Origin of the sequence: Nonomuraea sp. NPDC050022 (assembly GCF_044460705.1) — a bacterium.
Lineage (GTDB): Bacteria > Actinomycetota > Actinomycetes > Streptosporangiales > Streptosporangiaceae > Nonomuraea.
This window is the reverse complement of the sequence record NZ_JBITKE010000006.1, coordinates 185438-201038: the sequence shown is the minus strand read 5'-3', so window position 1 is coordinate 201038 and position 15601 is coordinate 185438. Positions and strand designations below refer to the sequence as shown.

Below are 15601 nucleotides of genomic sequence, written 5' to 3'. Positions count from 1 at the left end.
CGATGGCCGCGGAACCGCTCCTGCCGGAGGATCCCGGCGCTGTCGGCCCGTACCGGCTGGTCGGGCGGCTGGGCGAGGGCGGCCAGGGCGTGGTCTACCTGGCGCAGGCGCCGAACGGCGGGCCGGTCGCGGTCAAGGTGCTGCTGGACGGGCTGGTCGGCGACGACCGCTTCGCCAAGGAGGTCGCGGCGGCGCGGCGGGTGGAGCCGTTCTGCATCGCGCAGGTGCTCGACGCCTCGCTGGGCGCCCGGCCGTACGTCGTGACCGAGTACGTCGAAGGCCCCTCGCTCCAGCAGGCCGGCCGGCACACCGGCGCGGGCCTGCAACGCCTGGCGGTCGCCACGGCCACGGCGCTGGCCGCCATCCACCGTGCGGGCGTCGTGCACCGGGACTTCAAACCGGCCAACGTCCTGCTCGGTCCCGGCGGTCCCCGGGTCATCGACTTCGGCATCGCCCGCGCCGCCGGCTCCGCGCTCACGGTCACCAGCGGCATCGTCGGCACCCCGGTGTACATGGCGCCCGAGCAGTTGTCCGGGACCGCCGTCGGGGCCGCGGCGGACGTGTTCGCGTGGGCGTCGGTGATCGTGTACGCGGCCTCGGGGGTGCCGCCGTTCGGAAACGACGCGCTGCCGGCCGTCATCAACCGCATCCTCAACAACGAACCCCAGCTCGGCGACCTGCCGGACGGGCTGCGGCCGATCGTGTACGCCTGCCTGTCCAAGGGCCCGTCCCGCCGCCCCACCATGCAGGACGTCCTGCTGCGACTCCTCGGCGGCACGGCGAACCCTCTGGCAGCGGCTCACGCGACAGCCCCCGGGCAGAGCGGGGGTGGGCATGCGGGTCACGGACCGGCCGGAAACGCACCGTGACGCCCACCACCAGCCCCTCCCCTACCGGCGCTTCCCCCACCAAGACCACCGGAGCCAAGGGCAAGCAGTCCGCGACGCCCTCACCCGGCCGCAAGCGGCCCACACACGACACGAAGACCACCAAACCCGCCACCGAACCGAGCGCGAAGCCCAGCACCACCGCGACCGAACCCGCCACCAACGCCACCACCGAGGCGACGGCCGCGAGCGGCGGGGTTCGATCGGTGACCCTGCGGCCGGAAGGCATCGACCTGGGCGGCTGCTGGCGTAGCGACCTCAACGTGTACGCCGTCATCGACGGCCCCAAAGGCCACGCCTTCACCTACCGCTGGCTCGTCGACGGCCAGAACCTGGGCCGCACCCCCGCCGAAACACCGTACAAGGTCTACCTGCCGGCCGGGTCGTTCAAGACGCAGGGCAAGCACCGGGTCGCCTTCAACGTGGTCAGCGGGGGCAGCCGCCAGAGCGTCATCACCGTGAACATGTGCGCGATGAACAGGCTGGACTGAGGCCGGGTCAGTGCCCCAGGCGGGACGCGAGCTCCACCAGCAGGTCCAGGGCGGCGTCGGCGATCACCGTACCGGGCGGGAAGATCGCCGAGGCGCCGGCCGCGCGCAGTTCGTCGAAGTCGCCCGGCGGGACGACACCGCCGACCACGATCATCACGTCGTCCGCGCCCAGCGCCGCCAGTGCCTGCCTGAGCGCGGGCACTAGGGTCAGGTGCCCGGCCGCCAGCGAGGACACCCCGACGATGTGCACGTCCGCCTCGACGGCCTGCCGCGCCACCTCCTCCGGCGTCTGGAACAGCGGGCCGACGTCCACGTCGAACCCCAGGTCGGCGAACGCGGTGGCGATCACCTTCTGGCCGCGGTCGTGTCCGTCCTGGCCCATCTTGGCCACCAGGATGCGCGGGCGACGGCCCTCGGCGCGCTCGAAGTCGGCGCTCGCCCGGCGTACCCGCTCGATGTTGGCGGCCGGGCCCGCCTCGTCGCGATACACGCCGGAGATGGTACGGACCTGCTCCGCGTGGCGCCCGAAGACCCGCTCCAGCGCGTCGGAGATCTCGCCCACGGTCGCCTTGGCGCGGGCGGCGTCGACCGCCAGTTTCAGCAGGTTGTGCTCGAGGCCGGGGGCGGGCTCGCCGGCGGCCTTCGTCAGGGCGTCGAGCGCGCGGGCCACTGCGCCGCCGTCGCGTTCGGCCCGCAGCCTGCGCAGCTTGTCGAGCTGCTGCGCCCGCACGGCGCTGTTGTCGACCTTGAGCACCTCGATCGGCTCGTCGGCGTCGGTACGGTACTTGTTGACGCCGATCACGGGCTGGCGGCCCGAGTCGATGCGGGCCTGGGCGCGGGCCGCGGCCTCCTCGATGCGGAGCTTGGGCAGCCCGGCCTCGATGGCGCGGGCCATGCCGCCGGCGGCCTCGACCTCCTGGATGTGGGCCCAGGCGCGTTCGGCGAGATCGTGGGTGAGGCGTTCGACGTAGTACGAGCCGCCCCACGGGTCGATCACCTTGGTGGTGCCCGACTCCTGCTGGAGGAGGAGCTGGGTGTTGCGGGCGATCCGGGCGGAGAAGTCGGTGGGCAGCGCGAGCGCCTCGTCGAGGGCGTTGGTGTGCAGGGACTGGGTGTGGCCCTGGGTGGCGGCCATGGCCTCGACGCACGTACGGGCGACGTTGTTGAACGGGTCTTGTGCGGTGAGGGACCAGCCGGAGGTCTGGGAGTGGGTACGGAGGCTCAGAGATTTCGGATTTTTCGCGTTAAATCCGGAAACGAGGTTCGCCCACAGGAGGCGAGCGGCCCGGAGCTTGGCGACCTCCATGAAGAAGTTCATGCCGATGCACCAGAAGAACGACAACCTGGGCGCGAACCTGTCGACGTCCATCCCGGCGGCGACACCTGCCCGCAGGTATTCGACCCCGTCGGCCAGGGTGTAGGCGAGTTCGAGGTCGCAGGTGGCCCCGGCCTCCTGGATGTGGTAGCCGGAGATGCTGATGGAATTAAACTTCGGCATCTTTTCACTGGTAAACGCGAAAATATCCGAAATTATGCGCATTGATGGGCCTGGGGGATAAATGTAGGTGTTGCGGACCATGAACTCTTTGAGGATGTCGTTCTGGATGGTCCCGGCCAGCTGCTCGGGCGCCACCCCCTGCTCCTCGGCCGCCACGATGTAGAGGGCCAGTACGGGCAGGACCGCGCCGTTCATGGTCATCGACACCGACATCCGGTCGAGCGGGATCCCGTCGAACAGCTGCCGCATGTCATAGATCGAGTCGATCGCCACCCCCGCCATGCCCACGTCACCGGCCACCCGCGGATGGTCTGAGTCGTAGCCCCGGTGCGTGGCCAGGTCGAACGCCACCGACAGGCCCTTCTGCCCGGCGGCCAGGTTGCGGCGGTAGAAGGCGTTGGAGTCCTCGGCAGTGGAGAAGCCCGCGTACTGGCGGATCGTCCAGGGCTGGTTGACGTACATGGTCGGATAGGGCCCGCGCAGGTACGGCGCGGCGCCGGGATAGGTCCGCAGGAAGTCGAGCCCGTCGAGGTCGTCGGCCGTGTAGACCGGCTTGACCGCGATCCCCTCGGGCGTCTCCCAGACCTCGGCCGCATCGGGACTCGGCTGGGCTGCCTCGGTGTCCCCGGCGGGGTGGGCGGGCTGAGCGACCTCGGTTGGCCGGGCGGCCTGGGCGGCCTGGGCGGCACCTGCGGCGGGCTGGGCGGGCTCGGCCGCATCCGCAGCGGGCTTGGTGGGGGTCGGGTCGGTCAGTGGGATGGCCGAGAAGTCCGGGATCATCGCGTCACCTCCAGGTCGTCGAAGGTCGTGCGGAGCACGGCGAGCGCGTCGCACCCGGCGTAGAGGCAGTCGTCGACGCCTTCGTAGCTCCCCTTCCCCGCCAGCCAGATCTTTCTCGCGCCCGCCCGTCTCAGCGCGGCGGCGACCGCCTCGGCGTGCAGGCCGTACATCTTGTCGCTGGAGCACAGGCAGGCCACGTCGCTGCCGCTGACGGCGAAGGCGGTGGCGATCTGGTCGGGGTCGGTCCCCGGCCCGGCGGTCTGGATGGCCAGGCCGCCCGCCTGGAACAGGTTCGCGGCGAACGCGGCACGAGCCGTGTGGGCGGCGACGGGCCCGAAGGTGGCCAGGAACACCACGGGCCGCTCCGGCTGCGCGTCAGCGAGATCCCGCAGCTCCTCGAACTCCCGCGCGTACCGGATCCGCGGCAACCCCTCATCCGGGAGCGCGCCCCCATTCCCAGAACTCTCCCTCGCGACCGCGCCCTCATCCCCGGCGCTCTCCCCCGCGAGCGCGCCTCCGTCAACGGGGCTCCGGCGGACCGGTTTCTCGTCGAGGTGGGGGAACTCGCTCACGCCGGTGATCGGGAAGCGCCGGTGGGCGATGTCGTCGGCGCGGCGTTCCCTGGTCGCCGCGATCCGCTCGGCGACCAGGCCGGAGGCCGCCATGATCCCCCCGGCGGCCTCGATCTCCTGGAACCAGGCCCAGGCGCGGTCGGCCAGGTCGGCGGTCCGGCGCTCGACGTACCAGGAGCCGGCCGCCGGGTCGGCCACCCGGCCCGCCCCGGCCTCCTCCAGCAGCAGCGCCTGCGTGTTGCGCGCCATCCGCCGGGCGAACGCGTCCGGCACCCCCAGGCACGCGTCGAACGGCTGCACGGTCACCGCGTCCGCGCCTCCTACCCCGGCGGCGAAGCAGGCGATGGTGGTGCGGAGCAGGTTCACCCAGGGGTCGCGGGCGGTCATCATGGCGGAACTCGTCACCGCGTGCTGCCGCTGCCCGCCGTCCGCCGCCCCGCACACCTGGGCCACCCGCGCCCAGAGCGTACGGGCGGCCCGCAGCTTGGCGATGGCGGCGAACTGGTCGTCGGTGACGGCGTAACGGAACTCCAGCTGCCCGAACGCCTGCTCGACGGTGAGCCCCGCACCGGTCAGCGCGCGCAGGTGCTCGACGCCCAGCGCGATCGAGCAGCCGAGCTCGTCGGCGTCGCTCCCGCCCGCGTCGTGGTACGGCGTGGCGTCCAGCAGGACGGCCCGCATCCCGGGGTAGCCTTCCGCGCACCGCGCCGCCAGCTCGGCCGTCGTCTCCCGGCCGGCCGTAGCGATCGAGGCGCCCAGGTTGCCCGTCGGCGAGACGCCGCGCTCCGCCGCCAGCCCGAACAGGGTCTCGGCGGCCTCCCGCACCTCGGGCCCGGCCTCCAGGACGATCGGCGCGAGATCCAGAAGGACCTCCCGCAGCAGGTCGGCGAGGTGAGCGACCGGGATCGCGCCGGCACCCAGGACCAGCCAGAGCGAGGTGACGCCGTGCTCCAGATCGGCCAGTACGGCCTCGGCGTCGGCCACGGCGTGCCGCTGCCGCACATCCCACCCGGCGCGCGCTCCGGGGGCGCCCTTCCTCAGGGTCTTGGGGAGATCGGCGGCGTCGTAGAGCGGCGCGAGCGTCACCCCGTCGTACGTGATGCTGGACAGCGCCTCTTCGGGCGACCCGGCTTCGACACCCGTCTTACGCAGGACCTCAAGCGCCAGCGCCCGCCAGTCATCCCGATTGGTGGGGGGAAAACCCGCTACCAGATGCATGTTCGGATAGTAGGCGTTGCCCTGTTAGGCGAGGAACCCCGGGTTCGCCCCTGACCGACCCCACTGTCAGGGCAGCGGTGCCTCCCAGCTCAGCCGCCAGGTGGTCGGACCGACGATGCCGTCGTCGTCGATGCTCACGCTGCGCTGGAAACGACGGCACACGTCGCGCGAGGCGCTGCCGTAGGCGCCGTCGACGTCGATCTCCCAGCCGCGTACCTTCATCTGCTGCTGCCACGTACGCACGTCCTCGCCCTGCGTCACGGGCGGGTACTTGAGCAGCCGCCCGGGGAACGGCGGCGCCGTCGGCAGCTCGGGCCCACCACCGCCGCCGTCACCCGGCCGGGGCGCGCCGCGCTTGACCCACGCGTAGAGGGGCTCGCCGGGGCAGTCGGTCGAGTAGCCGTCCCGGTGTCCCTTGATCTCCTTGCCCGCCTTGCCGCGTTCCCGGACGTACTCGACCGCGTCCAGGATGCCGTTGAGCAGGCCGTCGGGCGGCTCCACCAGCCCGGCGTTGCCGACCAGGCCGAGCACGGCGTAATGGCCCGAGTTGAGCCCGGCCCCATTGGCCGCCGGTAAGTGGTGCAGCCCTCGCCCCTCGAACACCTTCCGATGCGGGCACGCCACGAACGAGTAGCCGATGTCGATCCAGCCGTTGCCGTCCATGTGGAAGCCCTGAATCGACTGCACCAGCGACACGCAGCCCGCGTGGTCGGCGACGATGCCCGGCTCGACCCGGCCGCCCGTGTAGTGGACCTTCACTCCTTTGGTGGAGTCGAGCTGTGTGTAGTCACCGTGCGGCGCACGGGCGTGCCAGTCACGCCGTAACACGAGGTCGATGGCCACCTTGTGTCTCCGGGGGTAGGGGAATGTGACCACTGAGCGTAGCCCGGAGTGCGCGGAAAGGTGGGTAGATCTGGAATTTTCAGGGTTCTTAGGGTCTGATCACCCTTTTGTCGGTGACTATCGCGGTGATGAGATCGTGCGGGGTCACGTCGAACGCCGGGTTCAGCGCGCGCGTGCCCTCGGGCGCCACCCGCATGCCCCTGATGGAGACGATCTCGTCTGCGCCTCGATCCTCGATCTCGATCTGCCGGCCCGAGGGGGTGGCCTGGTCGATGGTGGTCTCGGGCGCGACGACGATGAACGGCACCCCGGCCCGTTCCGCGCCGAGCGCCAGTGCGTACGAGCCGATCTTGTTGGCGGTGTCGCCGTTGGCGGCGATGCGGTCGGCGCCGATGAGCACCGCGTCGATGTCCCCCTTGGCCAGCAGGTACGGCCCGGCGGAGTCGGCGACGAGCCGGTGCGGCGCGCCCATCCTGCCGAGCTCCCAGGTGGTGAGCCGGGCCCCCTGCAGCAGCGGACGGGTCTCCAGGGCGAGCACCTCGGCCAGCCGGCCGCGCTCGTGCAGCGTCTGGACGACGCCGAGCGCGGTGCCCCGTTCGACGGCCGCCAGACCGCCGGTGTTGCACACGGTCATGATGCGCAGCCGGTCGCCTTCGAGCAGGTCGGCACCGCGCCGGCCCATCGCCTCGCACGCGGCGATGTCGTCGTCGCGGATGCGCAGCGCGGCCTTGAGCACGGCCTGCGGCCCCTTGGGCAGGTGCGTGGCGGCCTGGTCGACGCCCCAGGCGAGGTTCACGGCGGTGGGCCGGGCCGCGCGCAGCCTGGCTATGGCGTCCTGGTCGCCGGCCGCCAGCACGACGCCGAGCGCCCCGGCCACACCGAGCGCGGGCGCCCCGCGTACGGCCAGCCGCCGGATGGCGTCGATCAGGTCCGCGACGGTCTCGATCCGCACCATGACGCACTCGTCCGGCAGGCGCGTCTGATCCACCAGCTCGACCGCGCCGTCTACCCAGTCAATCGTCCTCACGCCCAAACCGTAGCCTTCCGGGCAAGTCCGCGCCGTCACCAGGGGTTCAGCGTTCGGCCAGGACGATCACCGCGTCCTGCCGGTTCAGCACGATGGGCTGGGACTTCGGTGGGTTGAGGACGATGCCGTAGTGCGGCGGGACGTTGAGCGCCGAGCTGTCGCGATAGCCGATGGCCGTCTCACCTCTGCGGCGTGCCGCCTCGATGACCGTCGAAAAGGTGACCTGCGTCCCCGAGGCCACGTACGAGCCAGCGGGGCGCGGGTAGATCTCCGAGCCGCGCGAGTCGAACAGGTAGCCGAACACGTCCGCCAGGTGCCGGTTCTCCGCCAGCTGGGCCAGCAGGAGGCCGATCACCGTGTCGCTGATCACGATGTCGTCGGCCTCGGTCACCTCCGCGAGCGCGCGGTTGTTCTCGTCGTGCATCTCGCTGACGATCGAGTAGTGCTCGCCCATCGCGCTCTGCATGTCGCGCAGTTGCAGCAGCGTCATGAGCGTGCGGGTGTCGGCGTGGTGCGGCTTGAAGCGGTCGTCCGACAGGACGATGACGTGCTGGAAGAGGCCGACGCCGAGGGATTCGAGCGCGTACCGGTCCGTGGTGTCGCATTCCTTGACGTTCACGGTGAGGTTGACCAGGTCCGCCAGGCCGGTCCCGGCCTTGGGATGGTCGGCGGCGATCTCCAGGACCGAGCCGGGGGCGACGTAGGCGTCGAGGTAGTGGACGATCTCGTCGGCCCGGCCGTTCCAGTTGAGCAGGAGCGTGCGCGCGGGTTCGAGCGGGGAGCCGCCGGCGACGGCGATCGCGTTCTCGTCAAAGGCGGCCTCGCCGGTGGCGAGCCGGATGGCGGAGTCGTCGTGGGCTATGACGATGATCTGGTCGGCAGCCTCGATGACGGTGTCCATGGGCGGGTTCAGGATGACTCCGGTGGGCCGGCGCAGGCCGATGACCGTGGCCGTCTCGTAGGCGTGCAGCGCGTCGCCGTACGTGCTGCCCGCCAGCTCCGTCCCGGCGCGCAGGTAGATCTCGCCGCCGTCGAAGTTCAGCAGGTCCATGCAGACGACGGACATGCCCGACTGCCGCGAGGACTGGACGATGAGCCGGGCGGCGGTGTCGTCGGAGTCGACCAGGTGCACGTCCTTGCCACCGGCCAGGCGCGCCGCGGCGATGTTGCGGCTGGCGGCGATGGCGGCGACCACCGGCGGGCGGGTGCCCTGGCGCTTGGCCAGGGCGAGCAGGATCTTGATGACGTGCGCGTCGGGGTCCTCGCCGTCGGGTGAGAGCACGACGACGGACCTGGCGGCGGCCAGGTTCATCAGGTTGAGGTCACGCGACTCGGTGGGCCGTCCCGTGCGGCAGACCAGGCGGGTCCTGCCCAGGTCGCCGATGTTCTCGCGGATGTCCTCCTCCATGGCCAGCTTGTCGCGTTCGGCCAGTACGGCGATGACCGAGCCCGGCTGGCTGGCATGCGCCTTGGCCAGCTCGGCGACGATCGTGAACACCTGGTCCGACCAACCGAGCACCACCGTGTGCCCGGACTCGACGATGCGGGAGCGGCCCCTGCGCAGCCGGTCGACCTTCTGCTTGAGGCCGTTGGACAGCAGGCCGACGAGCATGCTGACGACGAAGATGCCGCCGAGCGACCCGGCGAACATCACCGCCATATAGGCGACCGACCCCTTGTCGCTGGCGACCTTGCTCGGAGTGAGCGCGTGCATGAGCGCGATCCACATCACGTGGCCGGCGCCGCCGACGCCCTCGGGCTCCTCCGGAGCCAGCCAGAGAGTGAGCCCGGCGACCACCACGATGAGCCCGACCGACACCACGGCCAGCCAGCCGATCAGTGAGGCCGTGCCCTTCGACATGGTGTTGTCGAACCAGTACCGCGCGCGCTCACGGAACGTCACCCTCGCCACCCCAGAAACCCCCACGTACGCAGTGATTCGATCAAGGACACTTTCGATCGAGGACACAAGGTACCGGGCTATCTATGCGGATGCATGGCGAGCGGTAACGTATCCGCCATGGCGACCCCCCTGACCCCGGACGACCCGGCGTCGCTGGGCGCGTACCGCCTGGCCGGGCGGCTCGGCAGGGGCGGGCAGGGCGTCGTCTACCTGGCGCACTCCCGCGACGGCGAGGCGGTCGCGATCAAGCTGCTCAGCACCGGTGACGAGGAGACCCGCGCGCGGCTGGCGCGGGAGCTCGACGCGCTGGAGAGCATCGCCTCCTTCTGTACGGCGCGCGTGCTGGACGCCTCGATCGACGGGCCGCGGCCCTACGTGGTGAGCGAATTCGTGGAGGGGCTGTCGCTGGCCGAGCGCGCCCGCGAACGCGGCCCGCTGCGCGGCGGCGAACTGGAACGCCTGGTGGTCGGCACGGCCACGGCCCTGGCCGCCATCCACGCGGCGGGCATCGTGCACCGCGACTTCAAGCCGGCCAATGTCCTGCTCGGCCCGGACGGGCCCCGGGTGGTGGACTTCGGCATCGCCAGGGCGGAGGGCGCGGCGACGCTGACCTCGGGACTGATCGGGACGCCCGCCTACCTGTCGCCCGAGCAGATCGCCGGCTCACCCGCCTCCCCCGCGTCGGACGTGTTCGCGTGGGCGGCGACGATGGTGTTCGCGGCGACGGGTCGCAGCCCGTTCGGCGCGGACACGGTGCCCGCGGTGCTGCACCGGGTCCTGCACGCCGACCCGGACTTGTCGGAGCTGCCGCCCCGGCTGCGGGGGCTGATGGCGTCGTGCCTGGCGAAGGCCCCCACGCACCGGCCCACGGCCCGCGACCTGATGGTCTCCCTGGTCAGCCCCGCATCGACCCCGCTCGCCCCCGCGCCGGGCGTCCCTGATAGGTCGGGTGTCGCCGCCACGGGACGTCAGGGTCAGGCCACTGGGAGGCCGGGTGCCGCGGGACTTCTGGGCCAGGTCGCCGGGCGGCCGGGCGTCCCCGCCGGACCCCCCGATACCGGCGCTGGGGAACGTACAGGACCGGGAGCCGCGGCGCTCACCACAGACGTCTCCAAGCGGAACCGCTCGCGTGGCCTGCTGATCGGCGCGGTGGCGGCCGTGCTCGCCCTGGGGGCGGCGGGCGGCACCCTCCTGTGGATCAACCGCTCCCCGACCTTCACCACGACCCAGACATCCTCGACTCCAGCACCAAGCCAGAGCACCATCGCCCAGGAACCCACGAGCACCGCTACTGAGAAGACCACCACCGAAACGAAACCTCAAAGCGGCTCGCCGAAGATCCCCGGCGCGTTCGCCGGCAAGTGGTCCGGCCGCATCACCTCCACGAACCCGCTCGACTCCGAGGGCGCCGCCATCACGATCGACCTGAAGACCGGGCAACCCATCGCCCGATGGACGGAGAAGAACAGCGCCGCCAGTTGCACCGGCAAGATCACCCTGACGCAGGTGGCCGGGACGAAGCTCACCTTCTCTCTCCAGCCCGACACCGGCGACTGCATCGCCGGCACGGTCTGGCTCACGCTCGACGGCGGCAAGCTCACCTACGTGTGGCGCGACGTACCAGGGCTCGGCATGGTCGAGGAGACCGGAGATCTGAGCAAGGGCTGAGACCCGGAGCGCCAGCAATACCTCTGGAATTGCGCAAATGCCGTCGACAGACCGGGCCGCGAACCTGGATCATTACTGTTATGTCTGTGATTAAGGAGGTGCCGTTCCCCAGCCCGGACTCCCCTGAGCTCCCGATGAACATCTGGATCGACGACGCCGACTCCGCCATCGACGTCATCGACGCTCTGGCCTTGTCGCCGTTCGCGACCGGCGTCCAGCCCTGGTCCCGCCTGGCCAACCTGGAACGTGTACGCCCCGACGCCGCGCTCCGCCCCGAGCAGGGCAGGACCGTACGCACCGCGCAGGTGCAGGACGGCTCCGTGTCGAGCCTGATCTGCGGCGACGGCTGGACCCTGCGGGTCATCCGGCACCGCAACCGCACCGCGACCGTCAGTGTCACAGCGGTCAGCGACGAGCTCGCCCGCTCCGTGCTGAAGGAGTGCACCGAGGGCGCCGAGGAGCCGGAGCCCGACACCGACCACGTCGAGATGGGCTTCTGGTGGCGTGGCGCGCACGGCGGCACCCGCTCCGAGAAGCCGATCACCGCTTCGCCCTGGGATGAGATCAGCGGCAACTACTCCGCCCGCGTACGCCACTCGCTCGACGGCCTGATGGCGGTCACCCCGGCCGACATCGGCGGGCGCCTCGTCCTGCTGCACGGCCCGCCGGGCACGGGCAAGACCACGCTGCTGCGCTCGCTGGCCAAGCAGTGGCAGGACTGGTGCCAGGTGGACTGCGTACTCGATCCGGAGCGCCTGTTCAACGAGCCGGGCTACCTGATGGAGGTGGCGGTCGGCTACGACACCGACGAGGAGGCGCAGCGGTGGCGGCTGCTCGTGCTGGAGGACTGCGACGAGCTGATCAGCTCCTCCGCCAAGGCCCAGACGGGCCAGGGGCTGTCGCGGCTGCTGAACCTCACCGACGGCCTGCTGGGACAGGGCCGTGACGTGCTGGTGGCGATCACCACGAACGAGGACCTGACCCGGCTGCACCCCGCCGTCGTACGTCCGGGCCGCTGCCTGGCCCAGATCGAGATCGGCCCGCTGACCAGGAACGAGGCGGTCGGCTGGCTCGGCTCATCCGAGGGCGTCGGCCCGTCGGGCGCCACGCTGGCGGAGCTGTACGCGCTCCGCTCGGGCCGCGCGATCCCCGCACCCACCGAGGGCGAATCCACCGGCCTGTACCTCTGACCCCCCACCCGCGCCACCGGCCGAGGCGACATGCCCCGGCCGGCAATCACGCCCACTGAGTGGAGCGGGCGCGCGGGCGGGTCAGGTGAGCCGGGTGTGGAGGCGGCGCGCTTCGCGGACGAAGCCGCTGCTCCCCTTGCGTCGCGCGATCTCCGCGACACATGGCAGCTCACCCCGCGCCCCCGCCCACGACGCGGCCCGTACAGCGAAGCCGAGCGCCTGCGTGTGGGCGGTGCGCGCCCGCTCCCCGGGACCTGGCAGGTACACCTCCAGGAACCCGGCCACCACCTCCCACACCTCCCGATGCGCCCCATGCCGAGCCGCGCTCTCCAGCGACTCGACCACCGCGCTCAGCTTGTACCAGGCCCTGCGCAACAGCAGCGCGAGCTGCCGCCCCAACTCGGCGGCGGGCAGGTCGCCCCGCGCGGCCATCTCGACCAGCACCCGGACCCCCTCATTGGGCTGCTTCCCGCCCACCCAGGAGTCCCGTTCGACCAGGAAGTACGCCAGGAGCAGCGCGACCCCCTCACCCGCCGGCCCACCAGCTCGGGCCAGCGCCCAGAGCATGTCCGGCTCCACCCCGGGCGCGTTCCAGTGGTAGAGCAGGAACGGCAGGCAGTGCAGCGCCACCACCTCCCGGTCCGACGGCAGAACGGCGGGCCACCACGGTAGGTAGACGCCGTGACCGTCCCGCCGCGACGCGTCCGGGTCGTCGAGCAGATCACGAAGCGGCCCGAACCCGCCGTACGAGAGAGGAAGCGGCCCGGACTCGCCCTGCGTGAGTCCGAGCGGCCCGGACTCACCGTGCGAGAGGCCGAGAGCACCGGACTCACCGTCCGAGAGACTGAGCGGACCCGACTCGCCGCACGGGAGGGCGATCCTGGGCACGAGGTCGGGATGCTTCCCGCCAGCGGGCTCGCGGTCACCGGTGTAGGTGGTGAAGCCGCGAGTCCACTCGACGGCTGTCACCGGCACGGGCCGGTCGCCGCTCATCCAGCGGGCGGCCGTGACACCCGCCCCGGACGTCAGCCCGCTCGCCCGCGCCGCCACCTCGGGCGCGACCGAGCGGGGCAGCCGCAGGAGCGCCTGCCACAGGTCGGCGTCCATGACCTTGGCGCCAGTACGTTCGTAGCCTTCGAGCCGGTCGACCAGCACGCCGGGATCCAGGTGCCCAGTGCCACTCGTAGGGGTCGCCAGCAGATACGGCGGCAGCGTGCCCGCCCGCAGCGCGGCGTGGACCTCGGCCCAGCGTCGCAGCAGGAACAGGTGCGGCGGCGACACCCGTACGGGCGACGGCAGCAGCGACGACGACCGGCCGAGCCAGGTCTCGGGCGTGACGATCTGCCTGGCCATCGCCTCGGACCACTGGTCCAGGTAGCGCCACTCCGGCTGCACGTCCAGACGGGTCGGCCAGCTCGTCCAGCGTGTCAGGACGGAGCGGAGCAGGTCACGGTCGTCGGTGCAGAACCGGACGAACCCCTCCAGCCACCGCTCGGCGCCCTGCCAGTCCTCGCGCTCGGGGAAGGCGCCCAGTTCCCGGATGTCACCGATCAGCGGGAAACCAGCGTCCTCCTGGGGAGACGCGGGCAGCGGCACGGGCATGAAGCAGTCGTCGTCCTCATCGGCCGCCACCTCGCCGCCGTACACCGTCACGAGTTGTTCGCCGAGGTCCGGCGGGAGCAGCCCGAGCGCGTCACGGATCACCTCGGCGCCCACGGAGGTGAATCGGGCGGCGTGCTTGAGCGCGAGCCGTACGGCCCGCTCCTGGAGGTCGGGGGCGTCGCACGCGAAGGCGTACGCCAGGGCCGGCGCGTAGTCGTCGGCATCGTCAGCGGCGTCGCGGACGGCCTGGTCGAGCCAGCTCAGCCCGATCGACACCAGCTTGCGCTCGGGCCTGAACAGCAGCGCCCGCAGGGCCTCGGCCACATCGGCGGGGTCGAGCGTGTCGAGGCGGCGCAGGTGCCGCAGCGCCAGCTCGGCGACCACAGGTGGCGCGGCGGGCAGCAGCCGCAGGTAGTCGTGGGCCCGCGCCGCGATCTCGGCGTGGGCGGGCTCGACGAGCTCGTGCAGCCGGGCGAAGAAGCGCAGGTCGGCGACCTGGCCGCCGCGCAGGAAGCGGCGGACGCAGCCGTCGAGCAGCAACTCCCTGTCGATCACGCCCTCGCGCACGATCTCCGCGACCTTGACCGCGTCACGGGTGGCGATGGCCTCCTCGACGACCTCCCAAGCGCTCACGCCCGGGCCTCGGGCCTGAGCCGGTCGCTGAAGAATCTGGGGTGGGTCCGGGGGCTGGATAACGCCGCCCCACCGGAGGTCGAGAGAGCGGGTCTGCCGTCGGTCAGCAGGGAGGGTCGGGCGTAGGAATACGCCTGCACTGCTTGATTCATGGCCGGAACATTAGAGATCACCACCGACAAGATCACCGCAGTACGTAAACCTTCCGATGCGCGACAACCGGTACGAAACCACAATGGGTCCGGTGCTCACCGTGGACCCGGCCCGCGTCGCCTTCGCCCGCTTCGCCGTGCCCGCCACCCCATTGACCTCATGGACCAGCCCGGAACACCCGATCGGCTTCACCGCGACCCAGCTCGTCCCCTCGTGGACCGCGCGGACCCCGCCGGGCACGTGGATCGAGGTTGAGCTGCAGGTCAGGCTCGCGACGGGCGAGCAGTCGAAGTGGTACGTCATGGGCCACTGGGCCGAGCACGACGAGATCCGCACCTCCTTCCCCGGCCAGGGTGACGAGGACGGCGACGTGGCCGTGGACACGTTCGTGGCGCGCCGGCCGGTCACGGCCTATCGAGTGCGGGTCACGCCGCACGGCGCGGGCGCGCGCGTGGACTGCCTGGGCGTGATGGCCTCCGCGCTCCCCCAGGGTCCCCCCGCCCCGAGCCTTCCGGGTACGGCCGGAGCCGTCGAGCTGGTGGTGCCCCGGCACTCTCAGTACACGCACGCCGGTCACCATCCGGAGCTGGACGGCGGCGGCGCCAACTGGTGCAGCCCCGCCTCGGTGGCGATGGTCCTCGGGTTCTGGGGCCGCGGCCCCGGTCCCGAGGAGCTGGCCTGGGTGGTGGCCGGCGATCCCAGTCCTGTGGTCGATCACGCCGCGCGTGGCACGTTCGACCACAGCTACCAGGGGACCGGCAACTGGCCGTTCAACGTGGCCTACGCGGGCCGTTTCGGGCTGGCCGGGTTCGTGACCAGGCTGCGGTCGGCCGCCGAGCTGGACCTGTTCGTGCGGGCGGGGATCCCGGTGATCGTGTCGCTGGCGTTCAAGGCGCACGAGCTGCCGGGGTCCGGCTACTCCTCGGGCGGGCACATCATGGTCGTCACCGGTTTCACCGCCGAGGGCGACGTCGTCGTCAACGACCCGGCCGCGCCGAGCGACGCCGACGTGCGCCGGGTCTATCCGCGGGCCGCGTTCGAGAACGTCTGGCTCCGGAGCTCGGGCAGCGGCGGCATCGTGTACGTCCTCCACCCGCCCGAGCGTTCCTTGCCCCCTTCCGATGGCAATTGGTGAG

At 71.6% G+C, this 15601-nt stretch carries 11 protein-coding genes; 5 read left to right on the top strand and 6 right to left on the bottom strand.

Annotation, left to right across the window (positions count from 1 at the left end):
- Positions 1-2: 2 nt before the first annotated feature.
- Complete coding sequence (locus ACIBO2_RS26745; protein WP_397300190.1) at positions 3-869, top strand: serine/threonine-protein kinase; 867 nt, start codon at positions 3-5, stop codon at positions 867-869.
- Positions 866-1378: a hypothetical protein gene (locus ACIBO2_RS26740; RefSeq protein ID WP_397300187.1), complete on the top strand. Its 513-nt coding sequence runs from the start codon at positions 866-868 to the stop codon at positions 1376-1378. The genes ACIBO2_RS26745 and ACIBO2_RS26740 overlap by 4 nt, the downstream gene beginning before the upstream one ends.
- 7 nt (positions 1379-1385) lie before the next feature.
- Here ACIBO2_RS26740 and scpA read toward each other — a convergent pair whose 3' ends face one another.
- The 5 genes from scpA to ACIBO2_RS26715 all read right to left on the bottom strand — a co-directional run bounded on the left by scpA (position 1386) and on the right by ACIBO2_RS26715 (position 9219).
- Entirely contained in the window at positions 1386-3656 is a 2271-nt protein-coding gene (scpA, locus tag ACIBO2_RS26735; protein WP_358555763.1) for a methylmalonyl-CoA mutase, read from the bottom strand.
- Positions 3653-5446, bottom strand: a complete 1794-nt coding sequence (locus ACIBO2_RS26730) for a methylmalonyl-CoA mutase subunit beta (protein ID WP_397300184.1) — start codon at positions 5444-5446, stop codon at positions 3653-3655. The genes scpA and ACIBO2_RS26730 overlap by 4 nt, the downstream gene beginning before the upstream one ends.
- A 66-nt stretch (positions 5447-5512) precedes the next feature.
- Positions 5513-6289 carry an N-acetylmuramoyl-L-alanine amidase gene (locus ACIBO2_RS26725; RefSeq protein WP_358555757.1) on the bottom strand — a complete coding sequence of 259 codons (777 nt, stop codon included), beginning with the start codon at positions 6287-6289 and terminating at the stop codon, positions 5513-5515.
- Positions 6290-6377: 88 nt separating this feature from the next.
- Positions 6378-7316, bottom strand: coding sequence for an S-methyl-5-thioribose-1-phosphate isomerase (gene mtnA, locus ACIBO2_RS26720; protein ID WP_358180721.1), 939 nt, complete (start codon positions 7314-7316; stop codon positions 6378-6380).
- A gap of 46 nt (positions 7317-7362) precedes the next feature.
- Positions 7363-9219, bottom strand: coding sequence for a potassium transporter TrkA (locus tag ACIBO2_RS26715; protein WP_358555754.1), 1857 nt, complete (start codon positions 9217-9219; stop codon positions 7363-7365).
- A 117-nt stretch (positions 9220-9336) separates the two neighbouring features.
- Here ACIBO2_RS26715 and ACIBO2_RS26710 point away from each other — a divergent pair, with 117 nt between their 5' ends.
- Both ACIBO2_RS26710 and ACIBO2_RS26705 read left to right on the top strand, forming a co-directional pair.
- A complete protein-coding gene (locus tag ACIBO2_RS26710) occupies positions 9337-10887 on the top strand; it encodes a serine/threonine-protein kinase (protein ID WP_358555751.1) in 1551 nt (516 codons plus the stop codon).
- 80 nt (positions 10888-10967) lie between these two features.
- The gene (locus ACIBO2_RS26705; RefSeq protein WP_358555748.1) at positions 10968-12077 is read left to right on the top strand and encodes a DUF5925 domain-containing protein; all 1110 of its coding nucleotides are present in this window, start codon (positions 10968-10970) and stop codon (positions 12075-12077) included.
- Between the two features lie 81 nt (positions 12078-12158).
- On the opposite strand, the gene ACIBO2_RS26700 is transcribed toward ACIBO2_RS26705, so the two are convergent.
- On the bottom strand, positions 12159-14312 hold the full coding sequence (locus tag ACIBO2_RS26700; RefSeq protein WP_397300180.1) for a DUF6493 family protein: 2154 nt from the start codon (positions 14310-14312) through the stop codon (positions 12159-12161).
- A gap of 235 nt (positions 14313-14547) precedes the next feature.
- Between ACIBO2_RS26700 and ACIBO2_RS26695 the strand changes: the two genes are divergently transcribed.
- Positions 14548-15600: a C39 family peptidase gene (locus ACIBO2_RS26695; RefSeq protein WP_358555742.1), complete on the top strand. Its 1053-nt coding sequence runs from the start codon at positions 14548-14550 to the stop codon at positions 15598-15600.
- The last annotated feature ends 1 nt before the right edge of the window (position 15601 follow it).